Below are 22291 nucleotides of genomic sequence, written 5' to 3'. Positions count from 1 at the left end.
CACGGTGGCATCTATAAAGAAGCCAACGACAGCGAGGGCGAGCCCATGAAAAAGCATACGACCAACAATCACTCTTTGTCTTCAGCCGACCTAGCAACCTGTTCGACCGTCTCGGTAGATCTTGCCAAGAGGGTCTTCCAGGTGGCCGGGGAAAACGCCCTGGGCCAAGTGGTGTACGAGGACCGAATCAAATCGCGCGAAGCCTTCCAGGCGTTTCTTCGCCAACTGCCCATGAGCGTCATGGTGCTGATGGAAACAGGCCCAGGCGCTCAGGCATGGGCGCGGTTGCTGCAGGCCCAAGGCAACCCGGTGCGGATCCTGCCTGCGCAGCATGTGGCCGATCATCGCAGCGGGCCGAAGAATGATCGCAACGATGCACATGCGATCTTGCGGGCGGGTCGAGATAGTCGGATTGTCTCAGTGCCGGTCAAAAGTGCCGCGGCGCTGGCCATGCAGGCACTGCATCGCGCCCGCCAGGGCTATGTGCGGCGGCGCACGGCCATGGGTAATCAGATGCGTGGCTTGCTGCTCGAGCATGGCGTGGCCTTGGCGCAAGGTGAGGCGGCGATCAGCCGGGTGGTGCCGCGGATACTCGAGGATGCCACCCAGCCGCTGCCGGATCTGCTGCGCGAGCTGATTGCTGAGCTGCTCGGCGAATGGAGCCAGTTGGGCGAGCGCGTCAGCGTGTTGACCGGCCGACTGGAAACGGCCGCACAGCAGGATGAGACGGCGAAAAGGTTGATGACGGTGCGTGGCATCGGTCCGATCATCGCCACCGCGCTGCTGGCCAAGCAGGTCGAGCCTGAGCGCTTCGCCAACGCACGCCAGTTTGCCGCCTACTTTGGTTTGGTGCCCACTCAGCACAGCAGCGGACAGAAAATCCGGCTGGGCAAGATGAGCAAGCAGGGCGACGCCTACCTACGCAGCCTGGCGATCCAGGGCGCGCATGCGGTCTTGAGACAGGTGCGGCCTGATTCGGAACAACCCGATGACCGGCGCTTGCTGCGCTGGCTGTGTCGCTTGGGTCGCAAGGAAACGGCCGTCCGATTGGCCAACCGTACCCTACGCATCGTCTGGGTATTACTGAAAACCGAGCAGACCTATCGTCGCCACATGGGCAATGTCCAGGAGGCGACGATGAGTCACTGATCCACAGAGTTCTGCCACCGGGGCGTTAAAGCGCTCCAACCCTTGCTAAAGAACATTGACCCCAGGTCAGACCGTCGCGGATTGATGCCTGTGCTCCTACTGGCCCTTGAGGCCTTAACGTAATTGGCATACCGCGAGCTTATTGAATGTTGGCCAGAAGCCGATCAGGCTTCCTCGAGTAGGCCTTATACATAGATGCAGCCGGGTAGCAGTGTTCAAAAGCGGGTTGATAGTGGGGGCGAGTCCATACATAGGAGCAGAGCTTGCTCGCGATGGCCTCGCCGCAATACACCAGGCAGACCGCAGCGTCTTTATCGCGACCAAGGTCTGCTCCTACCTTAGCACTTAGCCATTAAGTGCATTGAGCGTGAGGTCCAGGCATTTACGTGCTTTTGTTACCAGCTCATCGATCTCTTCATGGGTGATTACCAGCGACGGCGCAATGATCATCGTGTCGCCCACGGCGCGCATGATCAGGCCATTGTCGAAGCAGAACTGGCGGCAAATCATGCCGACGCCCTTGTCGGTATAACGAGTACGAGTGGCCTTGTCCTTGACCAGTTCAATCGCACCCAACAAGCCCAGGCCACGCACTTCGCCTACCAACGGATGATCGTTGAGTTCGCGCAGACGTTTCTGCAAGTACGGTGCCGTATCGGCTTTGACACGCTCGATTATTTTTTCGTCGCGCAGGATGCGGATGTTTTCCAAACCCACCGCCGCTGCAACCGGGTGGCCGGAATACGTGAAGCCGTGATTGAAGTCGCCGCCTTCATTCAGCACTTTGACGATTTCGTCACGAACGATCACGCCACCCATGGGGATATAGCCGCTGGTCAGGCCCTTGGCGATGGTCATCAGGTCGGGCTTGAGGTCGTAGTAATCGCTACCGAACCATTCACCGGTACGGCCAAAGCCGCAGATCACTTCGTCAGCGACAAACAGGATGTCGTACTTGGCGAGGATTTCCTTGACCTTCGGCCAGTAGGTGTCTGGCGGGATGATCACCCCGCCTGCACCCTGGATTGGCTCGGCAATAAAAGCGGCGACCTTGTCTTCGCCCACTTCGAGGATCTTTTTCTCCAACTGCTCGGCGGCCCAGACACCAAATTGGTCCGGGGTCATGTCGCCGCCTTCACCGAACCAGTAGGGCTGCGGGATGTGGACGATGCCTGGGATTGGCAGGTCGCCCTGTTCGTGCATGCCGACCATGCCCCCCAGGCTGGCGCCGGCCACGGTGGAGCCGTGGTAGCCGTTGATGCGGCCGATGAAGACTTTCTTCTCGCGCTGGCCCTTCAGTGCCCAATAATGGCGGACCATGCGCAACACGGTGTCGTTGCCTTCGGAGCCGGAGCCGGTGAAGAACACATGGCTCATGCCGGCCGGTGCCACGTCGGAAATCACTTTGGCCAGTTCCAGCGCCGGTGGGTGGGCGGTCTGGAAGAACAGGTTGTAGTAAGGCAGCTCGCGCATCTGCTTGCTTGCCGCCTCGGCCAGCTCGTCACGGCCGTAACCGACCGCCACGCACCACAGGCCGGCCATGCCGTCGAGGATCTTGTTGCCTTCACTGTCCCACAGGTGCACACCCTTGGCCTTGGTAATAATCCGCGGGCCTTTTTCCGTCAGTTGCTTGAAGTCGCTGAACGGGGCCAGGTGGTGATCACGGCTCAGGTCTTGCCATTCGCGGGTTTGCGGGTTTTTGACGCTCATGTGCTTCTCCGTTAACAAAGGGCCGCAGTGGGCTGCGGCCCCGTATCGATCAGACCGCGAACAGCAGGAACTCCCGTTCCCAGGAGCTGATCACGCGCTTGAAGTTTTCATGTTCGGCGCGCTTGGTGGCGACGTAGCCGACGATGAATTTTTTGCCCAGGTACTTTTCCAGGGCGCGGCAGTTTTCCATGCGCTCCAGGGCATCCTCGATGGTCAACGGCAGGCGCAGGTTGCGCCGCTCATAGCCACGACCCTGCACGGGGGCGCTGGGGGCGAGACCTTCGACCATGCCGATATAGCCGCACAGCAAACTGGCGGCGATGGCCAGGTACGGGTTGGCATCGGCGCCAGGCAGGCGGTTTTCGACCCGGCGGTTTTGCGGGCCGGCATCCGGTACGCGCAGGCCGACGGTGCGGTTCTCCTCGCCCCATTCGACATTGACCGGCGCCGAGGTGTCGGGCAAGAAACGGCGGAACGAGTTGACGTTGGGCGCGAACAGCGGCAGCAACTCGGGGATGTACTTCTGCAAGCCACCGACGTGGTGCAGAAACAGCTCGCTCATGGTCCCGTCTTCATTGGAGAAGATGTTCTTGCCGGTGTGCACGTCGACGATGCTCTGGTGCAGGTGCATCGCACTGCCCGGCTCGCCGGTCATGGGCTTGGCCATAAAGGTGGCGGCCACGTTGTGCTTGAGCGCAGCCTCGCGCATGGTGCGCTTGAACACCAGGATCTGGTCGGCCAGCGACAGCGCGTTACCGTGACGGAAGTTGATTTCCATCTGCGCGGTGCCGTCTTCGTGGATCAGCGTATCCAGGTCCAGGTTCTGCAGCTCACACCAGTCATAGACGTCTTCGAACAGCGGGTCGAACTCGTTGGCCGCCTCGATAGAGAACGACTGGCGACCGGTTTCCGGGCGGCCCGAACGGCCCACCGGTGGCTGCAACGGAAAGTCCGGGTCTTCGCAGCGCTTGGTCAGGTAAAACTCCATTTCCGGCGCCACGATCGGCTGCCAGCCGCGGTCGGAATAAAGTTTGAGAACTTTCTTGAGGACGTTGCGCGGCGACAGCTCGATCGGGTTGCCTTGCTTGTCGTAGGTATCGTGGATGACCTGCGCGGTCGGCTCGATAGCCCATGGCACGAGAAACACCGCGTTCTCGTCGGGCCGGCAGATCATGTCGATGTCTGCAGGGTCGAGCAGCTCGTAATAGATGTCATCCTCGACGTAGTCACCGGTGACCGTCTGCAGCAAGACGCTCTCGGGCAAGCGCATGCCCTTTTCGGCAATGAACTTGTTGGTCGGGGAGATCTTGCCGCGGGTGATTCCGGTGAGGTCTGCAATCAGGCATTCCACTTCGGTGATCTTGTGCTCTTTCAACCAATCGGTGAGCTGGTCGAGGCTGGTACTCATAAATACCTCAGGAGGTAAAACCCGACTCGTCAGGAGTCAGGCATTTTTTGACGCGGATGCGCCACGTTGTGATGCTCGTTGCTGGCAGGCCTGGCCAAAAGCCTGAAAGATCGCCAGGTAATGCGGGTTGTCGCACACGCGCCACTCAGGGTGCCACTGCACAGCCAAGGCAAAACCCGGGCCCTGTTCAACCGACACTGCCTCGATCAGGCCATCAGGCGCCAGCGCCTCTACTCTAAGGCCGGGAGCCAGGTATTCGATACCCTGACCATGGATGGAATTGACTTCGATCGTCGATGGCAAGCCCAACCCGGCCAATACGCCGCCTTTTTGCACCTGCATCGGGTGACTGGGGCCGTACTGGACTTCCACCGGCTCGTTTTGCGGCTCACGATGATCCATAAAGGTTCCGGTTTCATGAACCTTCTGGTGCAGGCTGCCGCCCAAGGCCACATTCATCTCCTGGAACCCCCGGCAAATGCCGAGCACCGGCACGCCCGCCGCAATGGCTGCACGCATCAGGGGTAAGGTAGTGGCGTCGCGATCAGGGTCATGGGCCGTGTCTTCGGCACTGGCTGGCCCGTTATAGTGAAAGGGTTCTATATTGGAAGGAGAGCCCGTGAAGAGCAGCCCATCCACGGCGTCAAGTATATCGGCCGGCTTGAGCAGGTCGCCCAGGGAAGGCAGGATCATCGGCAGGCCATGGGCCGCCTGAGCCACAGCGCGAACGTACTTGTCGCCACTGATATGGTAAGCATGCAGACCGATCTGCTTGGTGCAGGCGGTGACGCCGATTATCGGCAAGCCAGACATGTAACCCCCGGTATTATTGCTGTTCTGGGTTGCATTCGAGCTTAGCCTTGTTCATTTTTTTACACAACACTCCCGTAAAAAATAGAACACGGCCTGCTTTAGCCTGCGACTGGCTGTGGCTTCAACGAGGTTTGAGCGCCCTAAATTGCAACAAAAACGCCGTTGCAGCGCTTTTTTAGGGCAAAACAGGGCTCACTTGACTTCAGGATGGCTTTCGGATTGACTGAACCAGCAAGAGTCCATTGATTGATATTTTTAACAACAAAGGTGTTGCATCATGTCGGTACCCCCGCGTGCCGTTCAGCTTAACGAAGCGAACGCGTTCCTTAAGGAACATCCTGAGGTTCTGTACGTTGACCTTCTGATTGCAGATATGAATGGTGTGGTGCGCGGCAAGCGCATCGAACGCACCAGCCTCCACAAGGTTTATGAGAAAGGCATCAACCTGCCGGCCTCCCTCTTCGCCCTGGATATCAACGGCTCGACGGTGGAAAGCACCGGCCTTGGCCTGGATATCGGCGACGCCGATCGCATCTGCTATCCCATCCCGGACACCCTGTGCAACGAGCCCTGGCAAAAGCGCCCGACCGCGCAGCTGCTGATGACCATGCACGAGATAGAAGGCGAGCCGTTTTTCGCCGACCCGCGCGAAGTGCTGCGCCAGGTGGTGTCCAAGTTCGACGAGATGGGCCTGACCATCTGTGCTGCATTCGAGCTTGAGTTTTACCTGATCGACCAGGAAAACGTGAACGGCCGCCCACAGCCGCCGCGCTCACCGATTTCCGGCAAACGTCCGCATTCGACCCAGGTGTACCTGATCGATGACCTGGACGAATACGTCGACTGCCTGCAAGACATCCTCGAAGGCGCGAAAGAACAAGGCATCCCGGCCGACGCCATCGTCAAGGAAAGCGCCCCCGCGCAGTTCGAAGTGAACCTGCACCACGTCGCCGACCCGATGAAGGCCTGCGATTACGCGGTACTGCTCAAGCGACTGATCAAGAACATTGCCTACGACCATGAGATGGACACCACCTTCATGGCCAAGCCTTACCCAGGCCAGGCCGGCAATGGCCTGCACGTCCACATCTCGATTCTGGACCGTGACGGCAGGAACATCTTCACCAGCGAGGATCCCGAGCAGAACGCCGCGCTGCGACACGCGATCGGCGGTGTGCTCGAGACCCTACCGGCCTCGATGGCCTTCCTGTGCCCGAACGTCAACTCGTATCGCCGCTTCGGTGCCCAGTTCTACGTCCCTAACTCGCCCTGCTGGGGCCTGGACAACCGCACCGTCGCCCTGCGCGTGCCAACCGGCACGCCGGATGCGGTGCGCATCGAACACCGGGTAGCCGGTGCCGACGCCAACCCATACCTGCTGATGGCCGCTGTGTTGGCCGGCGTTCACCATGGCCTGACCAATAAAGTCGAGCCTAACGCTCCAGTGGAAGGCAACTCCTACGAGCAGAACGAGCAGAGCCTGCCGAACAACCTGCGCGATGCCCTGCGTGAGCTGGACGACAGTGAGGTCCTGGCCAAGTACATCGATCCGAAATACATCGATATCTTTGTCGCGTGCAAGGAAAGTGAGCTGGAAGAGTTTGAACACTCCATCTCCGACCTTGAGTACAACTGGTACCTGCATACCGTTTGATGGCCTGCAGCCGCTGCCTGTAGCCGCTGCCTGTAGCCGCTGCCTGTAGCCGCTGCCGCAGGCTGCGATGCGGTCCATCAGGGCCGCCACTGCGATTTTAAGATCGTGCGCCCGCTTCGCGGCCGATCGCAGCCTATCGGCAGCGGCTACAGTACAATGCCTCCCGACCCGCTCAGGAGACAGCCATGACGCGCACCGCCGCCCCCCGCAAACCACGTGCCCGCAGCCAGGCGCGGATCGATTCGATCCTCGATGTCGCCCGCACGCTGTTGGCCAGCGAAGGCGTCGCCAGCCTGTCGATCTACAGCGTGGCCGAACGCGCGCAGATCCCACCGTCCTCGGTCTACCATTTCTTTGCCAGTGTCCCGGCCCTGCTCGAAGCCCTCACCGCCGATATACACAGCGCCTTCCGGGCCTGCCTGCAAGCCCCCATTGATCCAGACAGCCTGAACACCTGGCACGACCTGTCGCGCCTGGTCGAACAGCGCATGCTGCACATCTACAACCAGGACGCCGCCGCCCGCCAGCTCATTCTGGCCCAGCACGGCCTGACCGAAGTCACCCAGGCCGATCGCCAGCACGATATCGAGCTGGGCGCGCTGATGCACACCGTGTTCGATCAACACTTCCAACTGCCTGCCATGCCTGATGACGTCGATGTGTTTGCCTTGGCGATGGAGCTCGGTGACCGAGTCTATGCTCGTTCAGTGCAATTGCACGACCAGATCACTCCGCGCATGGCAGAAGAAGGCATGCGTGTATTCGATGCTTACCTGGGGCTCTACTTGCCGCCTTTCCTGCCTAAGCGCCCCCGATGAAACGGCACCGTTTGTCACAACATTTTTCTTTGTTGATTGAACGTTCAATTAAAACAAAATAGACTGGCCTCGCCGAAGCGGTCGCTCGTCGATCACTTCCTGGCCCAAGGAGACTTGCAAGATGCCCAAGGTCGGTATGCAACCCATACGCCGCCAGCAGTTGATCGAAGCCACGTTGCTGGCCGTCGATCAGGTCGGAATGGGAGATGCCAGCATTGCCTTGATCGCCCGCCTGGCGGGAGTTTCAAACGGCATCATCAGTCACTACTTTCAGGACAAGAACGGCCTGATCGCAGCGACCATGCGCTACTTGATGAGCGTGCTGAACGAGAACGTCGCGGCCAATCGCCAGGCGCTGAAGGATGACAGCCCGCGGGCGCACCTTCAGGTGATCATCGAAGGCAACTTCGATGAGAGCCAGGTCAATGGCCCGGCAATGAAAACCTGGCTGGCCTTCTGGGCCGCCAGCATGCACCAGCCGTCTTTGCACAGGTTGCAGCGGATCAACGATCACCGCTTGTATTCCAACCTGTGTTGTCAGTTCCGCCGCGTGCTGCCGCAGGCTGAGGCCCGCACTGCAGCTCGCGGGTTGGCAGCGTTGATCGACGGTCTGTGGTTGCGCGGCGCGCTGTCGGGCGATGCGTTCGACACTGCGCAGGCACAGCAGATCGCTTACGAGTACATGGATCTACAACTGGCAAAGCAGGCGCCCCCTGCCCCGCCGACCGCATAGGCCGCAGGCGTGTCCTGAGCATCCCTGCGGTGGCGAATGCCCCACACACTGCACTTGCGAGGACACTATGGCCCGTTTCGAAACGCAAAAACTCTACATTGACGGTGGGTACGTGGATGCCAGCACCGGCACCACCTTCGAAGCCATCAACCCGGCCAACGGCGAAGTCCTCGCACGGGTGCAACGCGCCGGCCAGGACGATGTCGAGCGCGCCGTCGTCAGCGCCGAAAAGGGCCAGAAAGTCTGGGCCGCCATGACCGCCATGCAACGCTCGCGGATCCTGCGCCGCGCCGTGGACATCCTGCGCGAGCGCAACGATGAACTGGCGGCTTTGGAGACCCTGGACACCGGCAAGTCGTACTCCGAAACCCGCTATGTCGACATCGTCACCGGTGCCGATGTGCTGGAATACTACGCAGGCCTGGTGCCCACCATCGAAGGCGAACAGATCCCGCTGCGCGACACCTCGTTCGTCTACACCCGCCGCGAGCCCCTGGGTGTGACCGTCGGTATCGGCGCGTGGAACTACCCGATCCAGATCGCCCTGTGGAAATCCGCTCCGGCCCTGGCCGCTGGCAACGCGATGATCTTCAAGCCCAGCGAAGTCACCTCGTTGACCACCCTGAAACTGGCCGAGATCTACACCGAAGCCGGTCTGCCGGACGGTGTGTTCAATGTGCTGACCGGCAGCGGCCGTGAAGTCGGCAGCTGGCTGACCGAGCACCCACGCATCGAAAAAATCTCCTTCACCGGCGGCACCGATACCGGCAAGAAAGTCATGGCCAGCGCTTCGAGCTCCTCGCTCAAGGACGTCACCATGGAGCTGGGCGGCAAGTCGCCGCTGATCATTTGCGACGACGCGGACCTGGATAAAGCCGCCGACATCGCCATGATGGCCAACTTCTACAGCTCCGGCCAGGTGTGCACCAACGGCACTCGCGTGTTTGTGCCGGCTCATCTCAAGGCGGCCCTGGAAGCCAAGCTGGTCGAGCGTGTTGCGCGCATTCGCATTGGCAACCCGCAAGATGAAAACACCAACTTCGGCCCCCTGGTCAGCTTCGCCCACATGGAAAGCGTGTTGGGCTATATCGCCAAAGGCAAGGCAGAAGGCGCGCGCGTACTGTGTGGCGGCGAACGCCTGAGCGAGGGTGATTTCGCCAAGGGTGCATTCGTGGCACCGACCATCTTCACCAACTGCACCGATGAGATGACCATCGTGCGTGAAGAAATCTTCGGCCCAGTGATGAGCATCCTGAGCTACACGAGCGAAGAAGAAGTGATCCGCCGCGCCAACGACACCGAGTTCGGCCTGGCCGCCGGAATCGTCACCAACGACCTGACCCGCGCTCACCGCGTGATTCACCAACTTGAAGCCGGCATCTGCTGGATCAACGCCTGGGGCGAATCGGCGGCAGAAATGCCGGTCGGTGGCTACAAGCAATCCGGTGTCGGCCGCGAGAACGGCATCAGCTCGCTGGCACAGTACACCCGCATCAAATCGGTCCAGGTCGAGTTGGGCGCCTACCACTCGGTGTTCTGACGGACCTCATCGCGACCAAGGTCTGCTCCTACCGGTCGTGTAGGAGCAGGGCTTGTCGGAACGCCGAACCGCCGCGATTGCCCCCCCCCCCCGCCCTGACCCCATCCAAAGAGGGTGCATTCAATGTCCCAAGAATTCGATTACATCATCATCGGTGCCGGCTCTGCCGGTAACACCCTGGCGACCCGTCTGACTGAAGACGAAGGCGTCTCCGTTCTGCTGCTCGAAGCGGGCGGCCCTGACTACCGCTTTGACTTTCGCACACAGATGCCGGCCGCCCTGGCTTTCCCACTGCAAGGCCGGCGCTACAACTGGGCCTACGAAACCGACCCCGAGCCGCACATGGACAACCGTCGGATGGAGTGCGGGCGCGGCAAGGGCCTGGGCGGTTCGTCGTTGATCAACGGCATGTGCTACATCCGCGGCAATGCAATGGACTACGACGGCTGGGCGAAACTGCCAGGCCTGGAAAACTGGAGCTACCTGGACTGCCTGCCGTATTTCCGCAAGGCCGAAACCCGTGACATCGGCCCCAACGATTACCACGGCGGCGAAGGCCCGATCAGCGTAACCACGCCAAAGGCCGGCAACAATCCGCTGTTCCACGCCATGGTCAAAGCCGGTGTGCAGGCCGGCTACCCGCGTACCGAAGACCTGAACGGCTACCAGCAGGAAGGCTTCGGCCCGATGGACCGTACCGTCACCCAGAAAGGCCGTCGCGCCAGCACCGCGCGCGGTTACCTGGACCAGGCCAGGAAGCGCCCGACCCTGACCATCATCACCCACGCACTGACCGACAAGGTTCTGTTCGAAGGCAAGCGTGCCATCGGCGTACGTTACTTGGTGGGCGATGCCGAAGAACGTGTTGAAGCGCGTGCCCGCAAGGAAGTCCTGGTGTGCAGCGGCGCCATCGCCTCGCCGCAGATCCTGCAGCGCTCCGGCGTCGGCCCGGCCAAGCTGCTCGAAAGCCTGGACATCCCCGTAGTCCACGACCTGCCGGGCGTCGGTGAAAACCTGCAGGATCACTTGGAGCTTTACCTGCAATACGCCTGCACTCAGCCAGTCTCGCTGTACCCTTCGTTGCTGTGGTGGAACCAGCCGGCCATCGGCGCCGAATGGATGTTCAACGGCACCGGTATCGGCGCCAGCAACCAGTTCGAATCTGGTGGTTTTATTCGCAGCCGCCCGGAATTCGAATGGCCGAACATCCAGTACCACTTCCTGCCGGTGGCGATCAATTACAACGGCAGCAACGGCGTGAAGGAACACGGCTTCCAGGCGCACATGGGCTCCATGCGTTCGCCAAGCCGTGGCCGTATCCAGCTCAAATCCAAGGATCCGCGCCAGCACCCGAGCATTCTGTTCAACTACATGGCCACCGAGCAGGACTGGCAGGAATTTCGTGACGGCATCCGCCTGACCCGCGAAATCATGGCGCAACCGGCACTGGACGCTTACCGTGGCCGCGAGATCAGCCCTGGCCCCGGCGTGCAGACGGACGAGCAACTGGACACCTTCATCCGCGAACACGCCGAAACCGCGTTCCACCCGTCCTGCTCGTGCAAGATGGGCACCGACGAGATGGCGGTGGTCGATAGCGAAGGCCGCGTGCATGGTATTCAGGGCCTGCGTGTGGTCGATGCCTCGATCATGCCGATCATCACCACCGGCAACCTGAACGCGCCGACGATCATGATGGCCGAGAAAATCGCCGACAGGATTCGGGGTCGCCAGCCGTTGGCGCGCAGCACCGCCACGTACTACGTCGCTAATGGCGCGCCGGTCAAAGGCAAGCCACTGCGCGAAGTAGTGCAGGCCTGATACGTTTGGGGCCGTTGCACGGCCCCTTCCAATCCCCGGTTGCCGCTGCAGCATCCGGTGCGGCACCTTGCAGCACTAGCTGCTGGCGCTGCTGTAGGATTTCAGGGCAAACAGCCAGAACACCCTGGACAGGCACAGGAAGGCTATCGCAAACAGAATCCCCCCGAATACCTCCTGCCATCCGACCATGTCCATAGCCCCGCTAACCGGAACGTTGGAAATGAAATATACAGGGATGAGGAACGTCAGTACCGTGCGAATCGTCTGCGGAAAAGCTGATACCGGAAACCGTGCGATCTCCATGAGCGTGTAACTGATGATCCAAACATCACCGATCTTCACAAACCAGATAGATAAGGTGCAGGTGATCAGGAACACCGAGTAGAAAATCGCCACTCCCACCGTCATGAGACCAAGGAAGGCCGCCAGGTTGCCCACATTCAACGCATCTTCGCTATGCATGGCGTACACGACGACGGCAACACCAATCAGCACTCGGGGCAGTTCCCATAGACTGATCTTCGAACACGACACCAGAAACTGGCTATCAACCGGGCGCACCAGCAAGTAGTCCAGATCGCCGGTGCGCACCTTCTCCGACAACGCGTGAAGGCTGGGAAACAACCAAACTTCAAGCAAGCCCTCAAGAATCATGGCCACGCCGAACAGGGCCAGCACTTGGTGGAGGTTCCAGCCACCCACACTTCCGACTTCGGCGAACATGGCATCAAGAAAATAGAGCGCGAGGAGCATCCCGACCACCGTGTTCACCACATTGATGACGGCATTGGCGCGAAACTCCAGTTCCGCGAGCATCGAATGTCTGATTAAGGCCAGTAGAACTTTGAACGTTCTGATGCTCATATTCCGGCTCCAGAAAAGCGCTTCAGACCATGACGCCAAAGAACCCGTCTCAATGCGACCAGTACTAGAACCCAGATGAACTGAACCGCGAAACCGCGTAATAACTCTAGCCCGGTGACCTTGCCGATCAGCACCTTGACGGGAAAATCCAGTGCTGCGGAAAATGGCAACATTGTCACAATAGAGCGTGTCGCCTCGGGGAACAGGTCAACGGGGATGAGTGTCCCGCCCAGAACGGTATACATCGACCAGACCAGGGTATCTAGCGCAATGGAATTGGCCATCCAGAATGCGAGTAGGCCGACACAATAATAGATATGGAAAATGATGATCCAGGCAAGGACGAGCGCAATCAGGAAAAACGGTAGCTGCTTGGCGATGGACACCAGGTTGATGTCGAAAAGAGATGCGCCGATACAGAATACCGTCAATACGATCGGCGCGCGCACCAGCATCTGGCCCACATGGTCTGCCACATGGAACCAGAATGGTGGTATCGGCTTGAGCAATCGGCCCGATAAAGACCCTTGCCGTATCTCTTCGTTCAATACGAAGATGACCCAGACGGCTGTCAGTTGCCTGACCAAATAAATACCCAGGAAGTACGCCACGAAATCACTCGGTGCATACCCACCGATCACCTGATCTCGTGAAAGCTCCCGCCAGATCAACATCATGAATAACGGCGCGACGCCGCTGATGAGCCACACGAACAACTGTACCCGGTAGATCACGGTCACCAGCACGCTCGTTCGGATCAGGCGCCCGGCGATGCCCGGCAACGAAGTCAGGGCGACCATCAGGCGTGCTCACTTGGCAGCAACAACCTGGGGAACGCCTGCTCGAGGGTCGGGCTTTGTATTGAGATGTCCGTCACCGGGAAGCTCGCCAGTAGCTTTGCCACAGTCCTGGCCAAGTGCTCGTCAGGTATCGACAACTCGGCACCTTCGCTATCCAAGCTAAGCAAAGTGCCATAGGCGCGTAGGGATTCGCCACAGACTCTGGAGGAGAAACGCAGACAGATTCGCCGCTCGGAAACGTGTGTCTTCACCAACGCCTGTCGATCACCGTCAAACACCACCTGACCGCGATCCAGCACTATGACTCGGTTGGCAAGCGCCTCAATGTCCGCCATATAGTGAGAGGTCAGGATAATCGTCGCACCAAACTCCTTGTTGTAGTCGATAAGGAACTTACGAATGGCGGCCTGCATTTCCAGGTCCAAGCCGATGGTCGGCTCGTCGAGAAACAGGACGCTTGGGCGATGCAGCAATGACAGCATCAGCTCGCATTTCATCCGCTCGCCCAAGGACAGCTTTCTGACTGGACGGTGAACAATGTCGCGGGCCGACAGCAGCTCGCACAACTCGTCGATCCGACGCCTACACTCGGCAGACGGTATATCGTACAGGGCACCCTGTAGGTTGAAGGATTCGAGCGCTGGAAGATCCCAAGTCAGTTGTTGTTTCTGGCCCATGACCAGAGCGATCGATTTGAGGAACTCTGTTCGTCTCTTGAAGGGTTCATGCCCCAATACTGAGAGATGCCCACCGCTGGGCCGGATGATGCCCGAAAGCATCTTGAGGGTCGTGGTCTTGCCCGCGCCATTACCGCCGAGAAACCCGACCACTTCCCCCGCATCGATTGAAAAGGAGACATTCCTGACCGCCGGAATATACGCCTTCTCGCGACGAAAATATCGAAGCAGGCTGCGCGAATGGGCGTCACTGGCTCGGTACACTTCGTACACTTTGCTGACATCACACAGCACGATTGCTTTTGACATACCAATCCTTGATAACTCCCGCATTGCGCTCCAAGGCACTTACACGCCCATCGCCGTGGCGCGTTTGTCGCGTATGCCCCGAGTACAAAGTGTAAGGCCGTGCTCGTGCACCCCACCGCTTTTCACTTCCTGCCTCACTGTCTGCAAGCCCGCAGCTTTGAATGCAGCGAGATAGTCCTCCTGCGACCACCGCGTCAGCTTCACGCCCAGTTCTTGTGACCAGCCCTGCGATATGCGGCTTTCCTTGTAGTAGTCCACCATGACGATCAGTTCTCCGTCCGGCGCCAGCAAGCCCGCCGCTTTCTCAATGGCAGCTGCAATGTCCTCGAAGTAATAGAACACTTCCATGGAAAAGATCAGATCGAAGTGCATGCCCGCTGGCGGGCACCAACTCAGAAAGCTTTCGACGTCGACATCTACGTTAGACCGGTCACGCAATCTGGCGGCGCATAGGCGGGCCATTTCCTGGCTGAGCTCCACAGCACGGGAATATCCGGCAGCGTATTTTGATCTGGCCATGTACTCAAGGGCATAACCATTGCCTGGGCCGATCTCCAAGTATCGCCCTGTACAGGGTTCAAGAGCGGACAATACAGGTTCGACCCGAGCCCAATGTTCACGGGCCATGTCCGCTGCCCCATCCTCGATAGCCCATTCGTCGAAGAGCGTCTCGACATCCTGTTCGTGGTTCATCCAACACTCCTGTTTACAGGTGGGATCCATTCGTATCTTCCACCCAACAGTCGCATTGCGCGGTTCCCAGTGCAACGTCGGAAACATTCAGATCTGTGTGGGCCATCGCGCGCCAAGCCCGCGAAGCGCTTGGCCCCACCACGATCTAACCGGTTGCCCCTCCCCGCCCCACACGCCTAAGCTACAGCCTTTCCAGAAAATTCCGACACGCTGGTTGCCACCAGCCGCGAGGCGTTGCCCATGTTCGATTTTCACGCCCAGCTCAAGCAGCGCTTCGCCGCCTTGCACAGCTGCGCAGAATTCTTTTCGCTGCGTTATGTTCGCCAATCCAGCCAACACCTGTCGGTGCGCAAGAACGTCGCTGAGCCACCCAGCCTGAGTCGTGATGAAGGCGCGATGCTGACCGTGCGCCTCAATGGCGTGGAAACCTATGCCGCCACCGGCGATCTTTCCCAACGCGGCCTGCAGCAGGCTCTGGAACAAGCCGAGCAACTGGCTCGACGCATCGGCGCACAGGCTCTGCTCGATCTACGCGAGCAACCCGTGCCCACCGCATGCGCCGATTATTTCTCGCCTAATCTCGACCAACCGTTCCCCTCCCTGAGCGACTGCTATCAGTTGCTCGCCAGTGAATCGGCCAGCGTCCCCAAGGACGATCGTTTGGTGAACTGGCAGGTCAGCCTGGGCACCAGCACGGTCGAGCAGATCTACCTCAATAGCGCCGGTGCGGAAATTCGCCAGGCCCAGCGCTTCGTCTACCCCGGCATGAGCGTCACCGCCTACGATGGACAGGACAGCCAGACCCGCAGCCAGGGCCGTGACAACTTCGGTCAGCAAGGCGGCGATGAAGTCATCAGCCAATGCGGCATCATCGGCGCCGGAATCAAGGTCGCAGACCAGGCCCTGCAATTGCTGCTCGCCCCTAACACCCCCGAAGGCAAGCGCGACCTGCTGCTGATGCCAGACCAGATGATGCTGCAAATCCACGAGTCGATCGGCCACCCGCTGGAGCTGGATCGTATCCTGGGCGATGAGCGCAATTACGCTGGCACCAGCTTTGTGAAAACCGAAGATTTCGGCCGCCTGCAATATGGCTCGGCGCTGCTCAATGTGACCTTCGACCCGGACATCCCCGAAGAGCTCGCAAGCTACGGCCATGACGATGACGGCACACCAGCGAGCAAGCAGTTCCTGATTCGCAACGGCCTGTTGGAGCGCCCGCTCGGCGGCGCGCTGTCGCAGTTTCGCGCAGGCCTGGCCGGGGTTGCCAACAGCCGCGCCTGCGGCTGGAACCGGGCGCCTATCGACCGTATGGCCAACCTTAATATCGAGCCAGGGAGCAGCACCCTGAGCCAACTGATCGTCGGGATCGAGCACGGCATCCTGATGTCGACCAACCGTTCCTGGTCTATCGATGATGCCCGCAACAAGTTCCAGTTCGGCTGTGAATGGGGCCAACTGATCGAAAACGGCGAGCTCAAGGGTGTGGTCAAGAACCCTAACTACCGCGGTATTTCTGCGCAGTTCTGGCGCAACTTGAGCGGCGTCGGTGACGCCTCGACTGTCGCCGTGCTGGGCACACCCAACTGCGGCAAGGGCGAGCCGAACCAAGTGATCCGTGTTGGCCATGCCTCACCGGCCTGCGTGTTCAGCCAGATTGATGTCTTCGGGGGAGAAGGCTGATGAGCCATCCGGTCAACCGTATCGAAACCTTCCAGGCGCTGGTGGATGGACTGCGTGATGCCGTCCTTGCGCCCGAGCAATTCACTTTCAGCTACAACGCCGAAGACTCCACCTTCATTCGCTTCAACCACGCTCGCGTGCGCCAGGCCGGCCAAGTGTGTCAGGCGGTGGCAGTGCTCAAGTTGATCAACGATGGACGTCAGGGCGAGCTGCAACTGACGTTGAGCGGCGAGTTTGAAGTCGATCAGCAGCGCATCAGCGACGCGCTGGCACAACTGCGGCAAATCCTGCCGCTGGTGCCGGCCGACCCTTACCTGCAACTCAATACCGAGCCCTGGCAGCGCAGCAGCGTGCAAACGCCGCCACTGCCCGACAGTGCTGCAGTGGTCGAACGCATTGGCGCCATGGCAGGTGATACGGATTTCGTCGGCATTTACGCCGCAGGGCCTATCAGCCGAGGGTTCGCCAGCTCCTGCGGGGCTTTTGGCTGGCACCAGGCCAACAGCTTCAACCTGGACTGGAGCCTGTTTCACAGCAATGGCCAGGCCATCAAGGCCAACTATGCCGGCCAGGCATGGGACGACGAACGCTTCGAGCAACGCCTGTTGCAAACCCGCGAGCAATTGGCCTATCTGGGTCGCCCACCCAAAGCGCTGGCTCCTGGGCAGTACCGGGCTTACCTGGCCCCTGCCGCGCTGGACGAAATCATCGGCATGCTGGGCTGGGGCGGGTTTTCGGCCCAGTCCATCGCCAGCAAGAGCAGCCCACTGCAGCGTTTGTATGGGGGCGAGAACACCTTGAGCCCGATGGTCACCCTGGCCGAGCAGGTCACCGGTTCCCTGAGCCCGGCCTTCTCAAGCGAAGGTTTTGTGCGCGCCGACCTGACCCTGATCGATGCTGGCAAGGCCCGCGATCAACTGGTCAGTTCCCGCAGCGCCGTCGAGTACCAACTCCAAGGCAACGGTGCCGACGCTTATGAAAGCCCCAGCGCCCTGAGCATGGCCGCAGGCGACTTGCCATTGGCCGATGTGCTGCAACGATTGGGCACGGGGCTCTACATCAGCAACCTGTGGTACTTGAACTATTCGGATCAGTCGGCGGCACGCATGACCGGCATGACCCGCTTTGCCACCTTCTGGGTCGAGAACGGTGAAATTCAGGCACCGGTCAACACCATGCGCTTCGACGACAGCGTCTACAGTTTGTTGGGAACCTGTCTGGAAGCTTTGACGGCGGAGCGTGAGTTGATTCTATCGACCAGCACCTATAGTGAGCGCCAGACCGCTTCGACGCATTTGCCGGGGGCATTGCTGAGTCGGCTGACCTTGACCCTTTAACTGCGCCTCAATCTCCGCGGTGGTCCGGCATTCCGGTAAACCCGGCTCAGGCCTTTGTAGGAGCCAGGCTTGCCTGCGAGACGTCATACCTGACACACCGCGGCGGCCTCATCGCGGGTAAACCCGGCTCCTACAGGCGTCATACCTGACACCGCGGTGCCTTCATCGCCGGCAAGCCGCGCTCCTACCGACGGTGGAACAATGCCCAACCGCGCCCCGCTGGACCCGATCACCGCCCGCTGGATTCCCTGGGTGGTGGCCATCGCTTTCTTCATGCAGTCCCTGGACGGCACCATTCTCAACACCGCCTTGCCCGCCATGGCCCGTGACTTGGCCGAAGACCCGCTGCGCATGCAGTCGGTGATCGTCGCCTACATGCTGACCGTGGCCTTGCTGATTCCAGCGTCCGGCTGGATCGCCGACCGCTTCGGCACCAAACGGATTTTCTTCGGGGCGATTGTGCTGTTCAGTATCGGCTCATTGCTGTGCGCCCTGTCCAACAGCCTGAACATGCTGGTGGCGGCCCGGGTAATCCAGGGCCTGGGTGGCGCCCTGATGCTGCCGATCGGGCGGCTGGTGGTGTTGCGTGCCTACCCCCGCTCGGAACTGGTGCGGATCATGAGTTTCATCACCATACCTGGCCTGCTGGGGCCATTGCTGGGCCCAACCACCGGTGGCTGGCTGGTGGAATACCTGAGCTGGCACTGGATCTTCTTGCTCAACCTGCCGGTGGGCGTCCTCGGTTGCTACGCGGTGTGGAAGTTCATCCCCGACCTGCGCGGTACTGAGCGCACCCGCTTCGATGGCATCGGTTTTGTGTTGTTCGGTGCGGCAATGGTGTTGATCACCATCGCCATGGAAGGCCTGGGGGAGTTGCATTTGCCCCACCTGCGGGTGATGTTGCTGCTGTTCGCCGGCATGGCCTGCCTGGCGGCCTATTGGCTGCGGGCCGGCAGCGTGGAAGACCCATTGTTCGCCCCACGGCTGTTTCGCACCCGCAGCTTTGCCGTTGGCATACTCGGAAACCTGTTCGCTCGCCTGGGCAGCGGCGCCTTGCCGTTTCTGGTGCCGCTGTTGCTGCAGGTGGCGCTGGGCTATTCGCCGTCCCAGGCCGGCATGAGCATGATTCCGCTGGCGGCGGCGGCCATGGTCGCCAAGTCCATGGCCCGGCCGTTGATCGAGCGCTTTGGCTACCGCACCATCCTGACCGCCAACACCCTCTTGCTCGGCCTGCTTCTGGCCAGCCTGGGGCTGGTCGATCAGCAAACACCCTACGCCCTGTTGCTGTTTCAATTGGCCCTGCTGGGCGCAGTGAACTCGATGCAGTTCACAGCGATGAACACCGTGACCCTGATCGACCTGGATGACGCCAGCGCCAGCAGCGGCAACAGCCTGCTGTCGGTGGTAGCGCAGTTGTCATTGAGCCTGGGGGTCGCGTGCGCCGGTGCGCTGTTGGGCGGGTTCACGGGCGACGGTGCGGCCGAGGGCGTGGGCAACACCCTTGAGGCATTTCAACTGACCTTCCTGACCATCGGCATCATGGCGATGCTGGCCGCGGCGATCTTTGTTCAGCTGTCGCCGACAGACGGAAGGCGTGCTTCTCGTCTGGAACCCGAGATCGAGCCTTAGGGCTAAAGGCCATGAGGCTGGTACACTGCGCGACATTTTGTTTTGCAGGCCCGCCTCGTGACCACCATTGCCACCGAATTCAATACCTTGCCGCTGTCCGCCGCCATGCTGGCTAACCTGGACTCCCTCGGTTATGCCCAAATGACGCCGATTCAAGCGCAAAGCTTGCCGGTGATCATCAAGGGGATGGACCTGATCGCCCAGGCCAAGACCGGCAGTGGCAAGACGGCCGCCTTCGGCATCGGCCTGCTGAACCCGATCAACCCGCGCTACTTCGGTTGCCAGGCACTGGTGTTGTGCCCGACTCGAGAGCTGGCCGACCAGGTGGCCAAGGAAATCCGTCGCCTGGCCCGCGCCGAAGACAATATCAAGGTATTGACCCTGTGCGGCGGCGTGGCCCTGGGCCCGCAGATCGCTTCGCTGGAACACGGCGCGCACATCATCGTGGGCACCCCTGGCCGCGTGCAGCAGCACCTGCGCAAGGGCACCCTGGTGCTCGACGGGCTGAACACGCTGGTGCTGGACGAAGCCGACCGCATGCTCGACATGGGCTTCTACGACGCCATTGCTGACATCCTCGGGCAAACCCCAGAACGCCGCCAGACCCTGCTGTTTTCGGCGACCTATCCTGCCGGTATCAAGCAGCTGTCCTCGGCCTTCATGCGCAACCCGCAGCAGGTCAAGGTCGAAACCCTGCACGCCGACAGCCAGATCGAGCAGCACTTCTACGAGATCGACCCAGAGCAGCGCCTGAGCGCCGTGGTCAAGGCGTTGAACCATTTCCGCCCGCAGTCCTGCGTGGCCTTCTGCTTCACCAAGCAGCAGTGCCAGGAAGTGGTCGATCACCTGAGCTCCAAAGGCGTCTCGGCCGTGGCCCTGCACGGTGACCTGGAACAGCGCGACCGTGATCAGGTACTGGCCATGTTTGCCAACCGCAGCACCTCGGTGCTGGTGGCAACTGATGTCGCGGCCCGTGGCCTGGACATCGACTCGCTGGACATGGTCATCAACGTCGAGTTGGCGCGTGATTCAGAGATCCATATCCACCGTGTAGGCCGTACTGGCCGTGCCGGCGAAAAAGGCCTGGCGGTCAGCTTCGTGGCCCCGGCCGAAGGCCATCGCGCCCAAGCCATCGAAGTACAGCAGAAAGCCCCGCTGAACTGGCAGCCGCTGGACAACCTGATCACCAAGAACGGCACGCCGCTGTGGCCACCGATGGTCACCCTGTGCATCGGTGCTGGTCGCAAGGACAAAGTCCGCCCAGGCGACATCCTCGGTGCCCTGACCGGTGAAGCCGGCATTCCTGGCACCCAGGTCGGCAAGATCGCGATTTTCGACTTCCAGGCGTATGTGGCCGTTGAGCGCAGCATGGCCCAACAGGCCCTGCAACGCCTGAGCAATGGCAAGATCAAGGGTCGTTCGCTGCGGGTACGGATTATCTGATGCACTCCACCGACGTCATCATTATTGGGGCTGGCGCTGCTGGCCTGCTCTGCGCCTTCACGGCCGCCAATCGCGGCCGTCGGGTCATGCTGATCGACCACGCCAACAAGCCGGGCAAGAAAATCCTGATGTCCGGTGGTGGGCGCTGTAATTTCACCAATATGTACAGCGAGCCTGGCAACTTTCTCTCGCAGAATCCGCATTTTTGCAAATCAGCCCTGGCGCGTTACACCCAGTGGGATTTCATCGAAATGGTCGGCAAGCACGGCGTGCCGTATCACGAGAAGAAACTGGGCCAACTGTTCTGCGACAACAAGTCCAGCGACATCCTCGGCATGCTGCTCAGCGAATGTGAGCAAGCCCGGGTCGACCTGCGCATGGACACCTCGGTGCAACACATCGAAAAGCTGGAGCAGGGCTATCTGCTGCAAACCAGCGCTGGGCAGTTGCAGTGCAGCTCGCTGGTGGTCGCTACCGGCGGCCTGTCGATCCCGACCCTGGGTGCCACAGGCTTCGGCTATCAGATTGCTCGCCAATTCGGCCATAGCGTGTTGGCGACTCGCGCAGGGTTGGTGCCGTTCACCATCACCGACCAGCTCAAGGCGTTGTGCACCGAGCTTTCCGGCACCTCCGCCGATGCCTTGGTCAGCTGCAACGGCATCAGCTTTCGGGAAAACATCCTGTTCACCCATCGCGGCCTGAGCGGGCCGGCGATCCTGCAGATTTCTTCGTTTTGGGAGTCGGGCGACACGGTTGAAATCAACCTGCTGCCCGACCACGACGCGCTTACCTGGTTGCAACAGCAACAGGCCGAACGCCCCAATAGCGAGCTTAAGACTCTGCTGGGCGAGCTGTTCACCAAGAAAATGGCCACCTTGCTGGCGGACCAGTGGTTTGTGTCCAAACCCATGAAGCAGTACACCCCGGCCGAGCTTGCCGAGGTGGCGGACAAACTGTCGTGCTGGCAGGTCATCCCGGCCGGCACCGAAGGCTACCGCACCGCGGAAGTGACGCTGGGCGGCGTCGACACGCGCGAAGTGTCGTCCAAGACCATGGAATCGCTGAAAAACCCTGGTCTGTACTTCGTCGGTGAAGTGCTGGACGTCAGCGGCCACTTGGGAGGCTTCAACTTCCAGTGGGCCTGGGCGTCAGCGCACGCGGCAGCTCAGTTCGTCTAAATCCCTGTAGGAGCAGAGCTTGCTCGCGATGG

General features: G+C 60.4%; 18 protein-coding genes. 11 read left to right on the top strand and 7 right to left on the bottom strand.

Annotated features, from left to right (window positions below):
* Window positions 1-45: 45 nt before the first annotated feature.
* The gene (locus tag AC3IX4_RS01460) at window positions 46-1149 is read left to right on the top strand and encodes an IS110 family RNA-guided transposase (protein ID WP_489261185.1); all 1104 of its coding nucleotides are present in this window, start codon (window positions 46-48) and stop codon (window positions 1147-1149) included.
* A gap of 345 nt (window positions 1150-1494) precedes the next feature.
* Here the strand turns inward: AC3IX4_RS01460 and AC3IX4_RS01455 are convergent, their stop codons facing one another.
* From AC3IX4_RS01455 to AC3IX4_RS01445, 3 genes are read right to left on the bottom strand one after another with little or no spacing between them, the layout of a single operon-like run.
* The gene (locus tag AC3IX4_RS01455; protein ID WP_489258925.1) at window positions 1495-2859 is read right to left on the bottom strand and encodes an aspartate aminotransferase family protein; all 1365 of its coding nucleotides are present in this window, start codon (window positions 2857-2859) and stop codon (window positions 1495-1497) included.
* A 49-nt stretch (window positions 2860-2908) separates the two neighbouring features.
* Window positions 2909-4267 carry a glutamine synthetase family protein gene (locus AC3IX4_RS01450; protein WP_489258924.1) on the bottom strand — a complete coding sequence of 453 codons (1359 nt, stop codon included), beginning with the start codon at window positions 4265-4267 and terminating at the stop codon, window positions 2909-2911.
* Window positions 4268-4303: 36 nt separating this feature from the next.
* Entirely contained in the window at window positions 4304-5080 is a 777-nt protein-coding gene (locus tag AC3IX4_RS01445; protein ID WP_489258923.1) for a gamma-glutamyl-gamma-aminobutyrate hydrolase family protein, read from the bottom strand.
* A 277-nt stretch (window positions 5081-5357) separates the two neighbouring features.
* Here AC3IX4_RS01445 and AC3IX4_RS01440 point away from each other — a divergent pair, with 277 nt between their 5' ends.
* From AC3IX4_RS01440 to betA, 5 genes are all read left to right on the top strand, one after another.
* A complete protein-coding gene (locus tag AC3IX4_RS01440) occupies window positions 5358-6734 on the top strand; it encodes a glutamine synthetase family protein (RefSeq protein ID WP_489258922.1) in 1377 nt (458 codons plus the stop codon).
* Between the two features lie 185 nt (window positions 6735-6919).
* Window positions 6920-7552, top strand: a complete 633-nt coding sequence (locus AC3IX4_RS01435) for a TetR/AcrR family transcriptional regulator (protein WP_489258921.1) — start codon at window positions 6920-6922, stop codon at window positions 7550-7552.
* Between the two features lie 121 nt (window positions 7553-7673).
* The gene (gene betI, locus AC3IX4_RS01430) at window positions 7674-8285 is read left to right on the top strand and encodes a transcriptional regulator BetI (protein WP_489258920.1); all 612 of its coding nucleotides are present in this window, start codon (window positions 7674-7676) and stop codon (window positions 8283-8285) included.
* Window positions 8286-8352: 67 nt separating this feature from the next.
* Window positions 8353-9825: a betaine-aldehyde dehydrogenase gene (gene betB, locus AC3IX4_RS01425; protein WP_489258919.1), complete on the top strand. Its 1473-nt coding sequence runs from the start codon at window positions 8353-8355 to the stop codon at window positions 9823-9825.
* 123 nt (window positions 9826-9948) lie between these two features.
* Window positions 9949-11646 carry a choline dehydrogenase gene (betA, locus tag AC3IX4_RS01420; protein ID WP_489258918.1) on the top strand — a complete coding sequence of 566 codons (1698 nt, stop codon included), beginning with the start codon at window positions 9949-9951 and terminating at the stop codon, window positions 11644-11646.
* 75 nt (window positions 11647-11721) lie between these two features.
* On the opposite strand, the gene AC3IX4_RS01415 is transcribed toward betA, so the two are convergent.
* The 4 genes from AC3IX4_RS01415 to AC3IX4_RS01400 are packed head-to-tail and all read right to left on the bottom strand — an operon-like array spanning window position 11722 to window position 14989.
* Window positions 11722-12510, bottom strand: a complete 789-nt coding sequence (locus AC3IX4_RS01415) for an ABC transporter permease (RefSeq protein ID WP_489258917.1) — start codon at window positions 12508-12510, stop codon at window positions 11722-11724.
* Window positions 12507-13310 (bottom strand): ABC transporter permease, encoded by an 804-nt coding sequence (locus tag AC3IX4_RS01410; RefSeq protein ID WP_489258916.1) that lies wholly within the window; start codon window positions 13308-13310, stop codon window positions 12507-12509. The genes AC3IX4_RS01415 and AC3IX4_RS01410 overlap by 4 nt, the downstream gene beginning before the upstream one ends.
* Window positions 13310-14320, bottom strand: a complete 1011-nt coding sequence (locus AC3IX4_RS01405) for an ABC transporter ATP-binding protein (RefSeq protein ID WP_489258915.1) — start codon at window positions 14318-14320, stop codon at window positions 13310-13312. The genes AC3IX4_RS01410 and AC3IX4_RS01405 overlap by 1 nt, the downstream gene beginning before the upstream one ends.
* Window positions 14321-14335: 15 nt before the next feature.
* On the bottom strand, window positions 14336-14989 hold the full coding sequence (locus tag AC3IX4_RS01400) for a class I SAM-dependent methyltransferase (RefSeq protein WP_489258914.1): 654 nt from the start codon (window positions 14987-14989) through the stop codon (window positions 14336-14338).
* Between the two features lie 240 nt (window positions 14990-15229).
* On the opposite strand from AC3IX4_RS01400, the gene AC3IX4_RS01395 reads away from it, so the two are divergent.
* From AC3IX4_RS01395 to AC3IX4_RS01375, 5 genes are all read left to right on the top strand, one after another.
* Window positions 15230-16672, top strand: a complete 1443-nt coding sequence (locus tag AC3IX4_RS01395) for a TldD/PmbA family protein (protein WP_489258913.1) — start codon at window positions 15230-15232, stop codon at window positions 16670-16672.
* The gene (locus tag AC3IX4_RS01390) at window positions 16672-18009 is read left to right on the top strand and encodes a TldD/PmbA family protein (protein ID WP_489258912.1); all 1338 of its coding nucleotides are present in this window, start codon (window positions 16672-16674) and stop codon (window positions 18007-18009) included. The genes AC3IX4_RS01395 and AC3IX4_RS01390 overlap by 1 nt, the downstream gene beginning before the upstream one ends.
* A gap of 201 nt (window positions 18010-18210) precedes the next feature.
* A complete protein-coding gene (mdtD, locus tag AC3IX4_RS01385; protein WP_489258911.1) occupies window positions 18211-19638 on the top strand; it encodes a multidrug transporter subunit MdtD in 1428 nt (475 codons plus the stop codon).
* Window positions 19639-19743: 105 nt separating this feature from the next.
* Window positions 19744-21081 (top strand): ATP-dependent RNA helicase DbpA, encoded by a 1338-nt coding sequence (gene dbpA / locus AC3IX4_RS01380; RefSeq protein ID WP_489261184.1) that lies wholly within the window; start codon window positions 19744-19746, stop codon window positions 21079-21081.
* Entirely contained in the window at window positions 21081-22259 is a 1179-nt protein-coding gene (locus AC3IX4_RS01375) for a BaiN/RdsA family NAD(P)/FAD-dependent oxidoreductase (protein WP_489258910.1), read from the top strand. Before dbpA ends, AC3IX4_RS01375 begins: the two co-directional genes overlap by 1 nt.
* The last annotated feature ends 32 nt before the right edge of the window (window positions 22260-22291 follow it).

The organism is Pseudomonas sp. KH_021 (genome assembly GCF_057838865.1).
The sequence above is the reverse complement of the archived record's forward strand: the minus strand, read 5'-3'. Positions and strand labels throughout refer to the sequence as shown.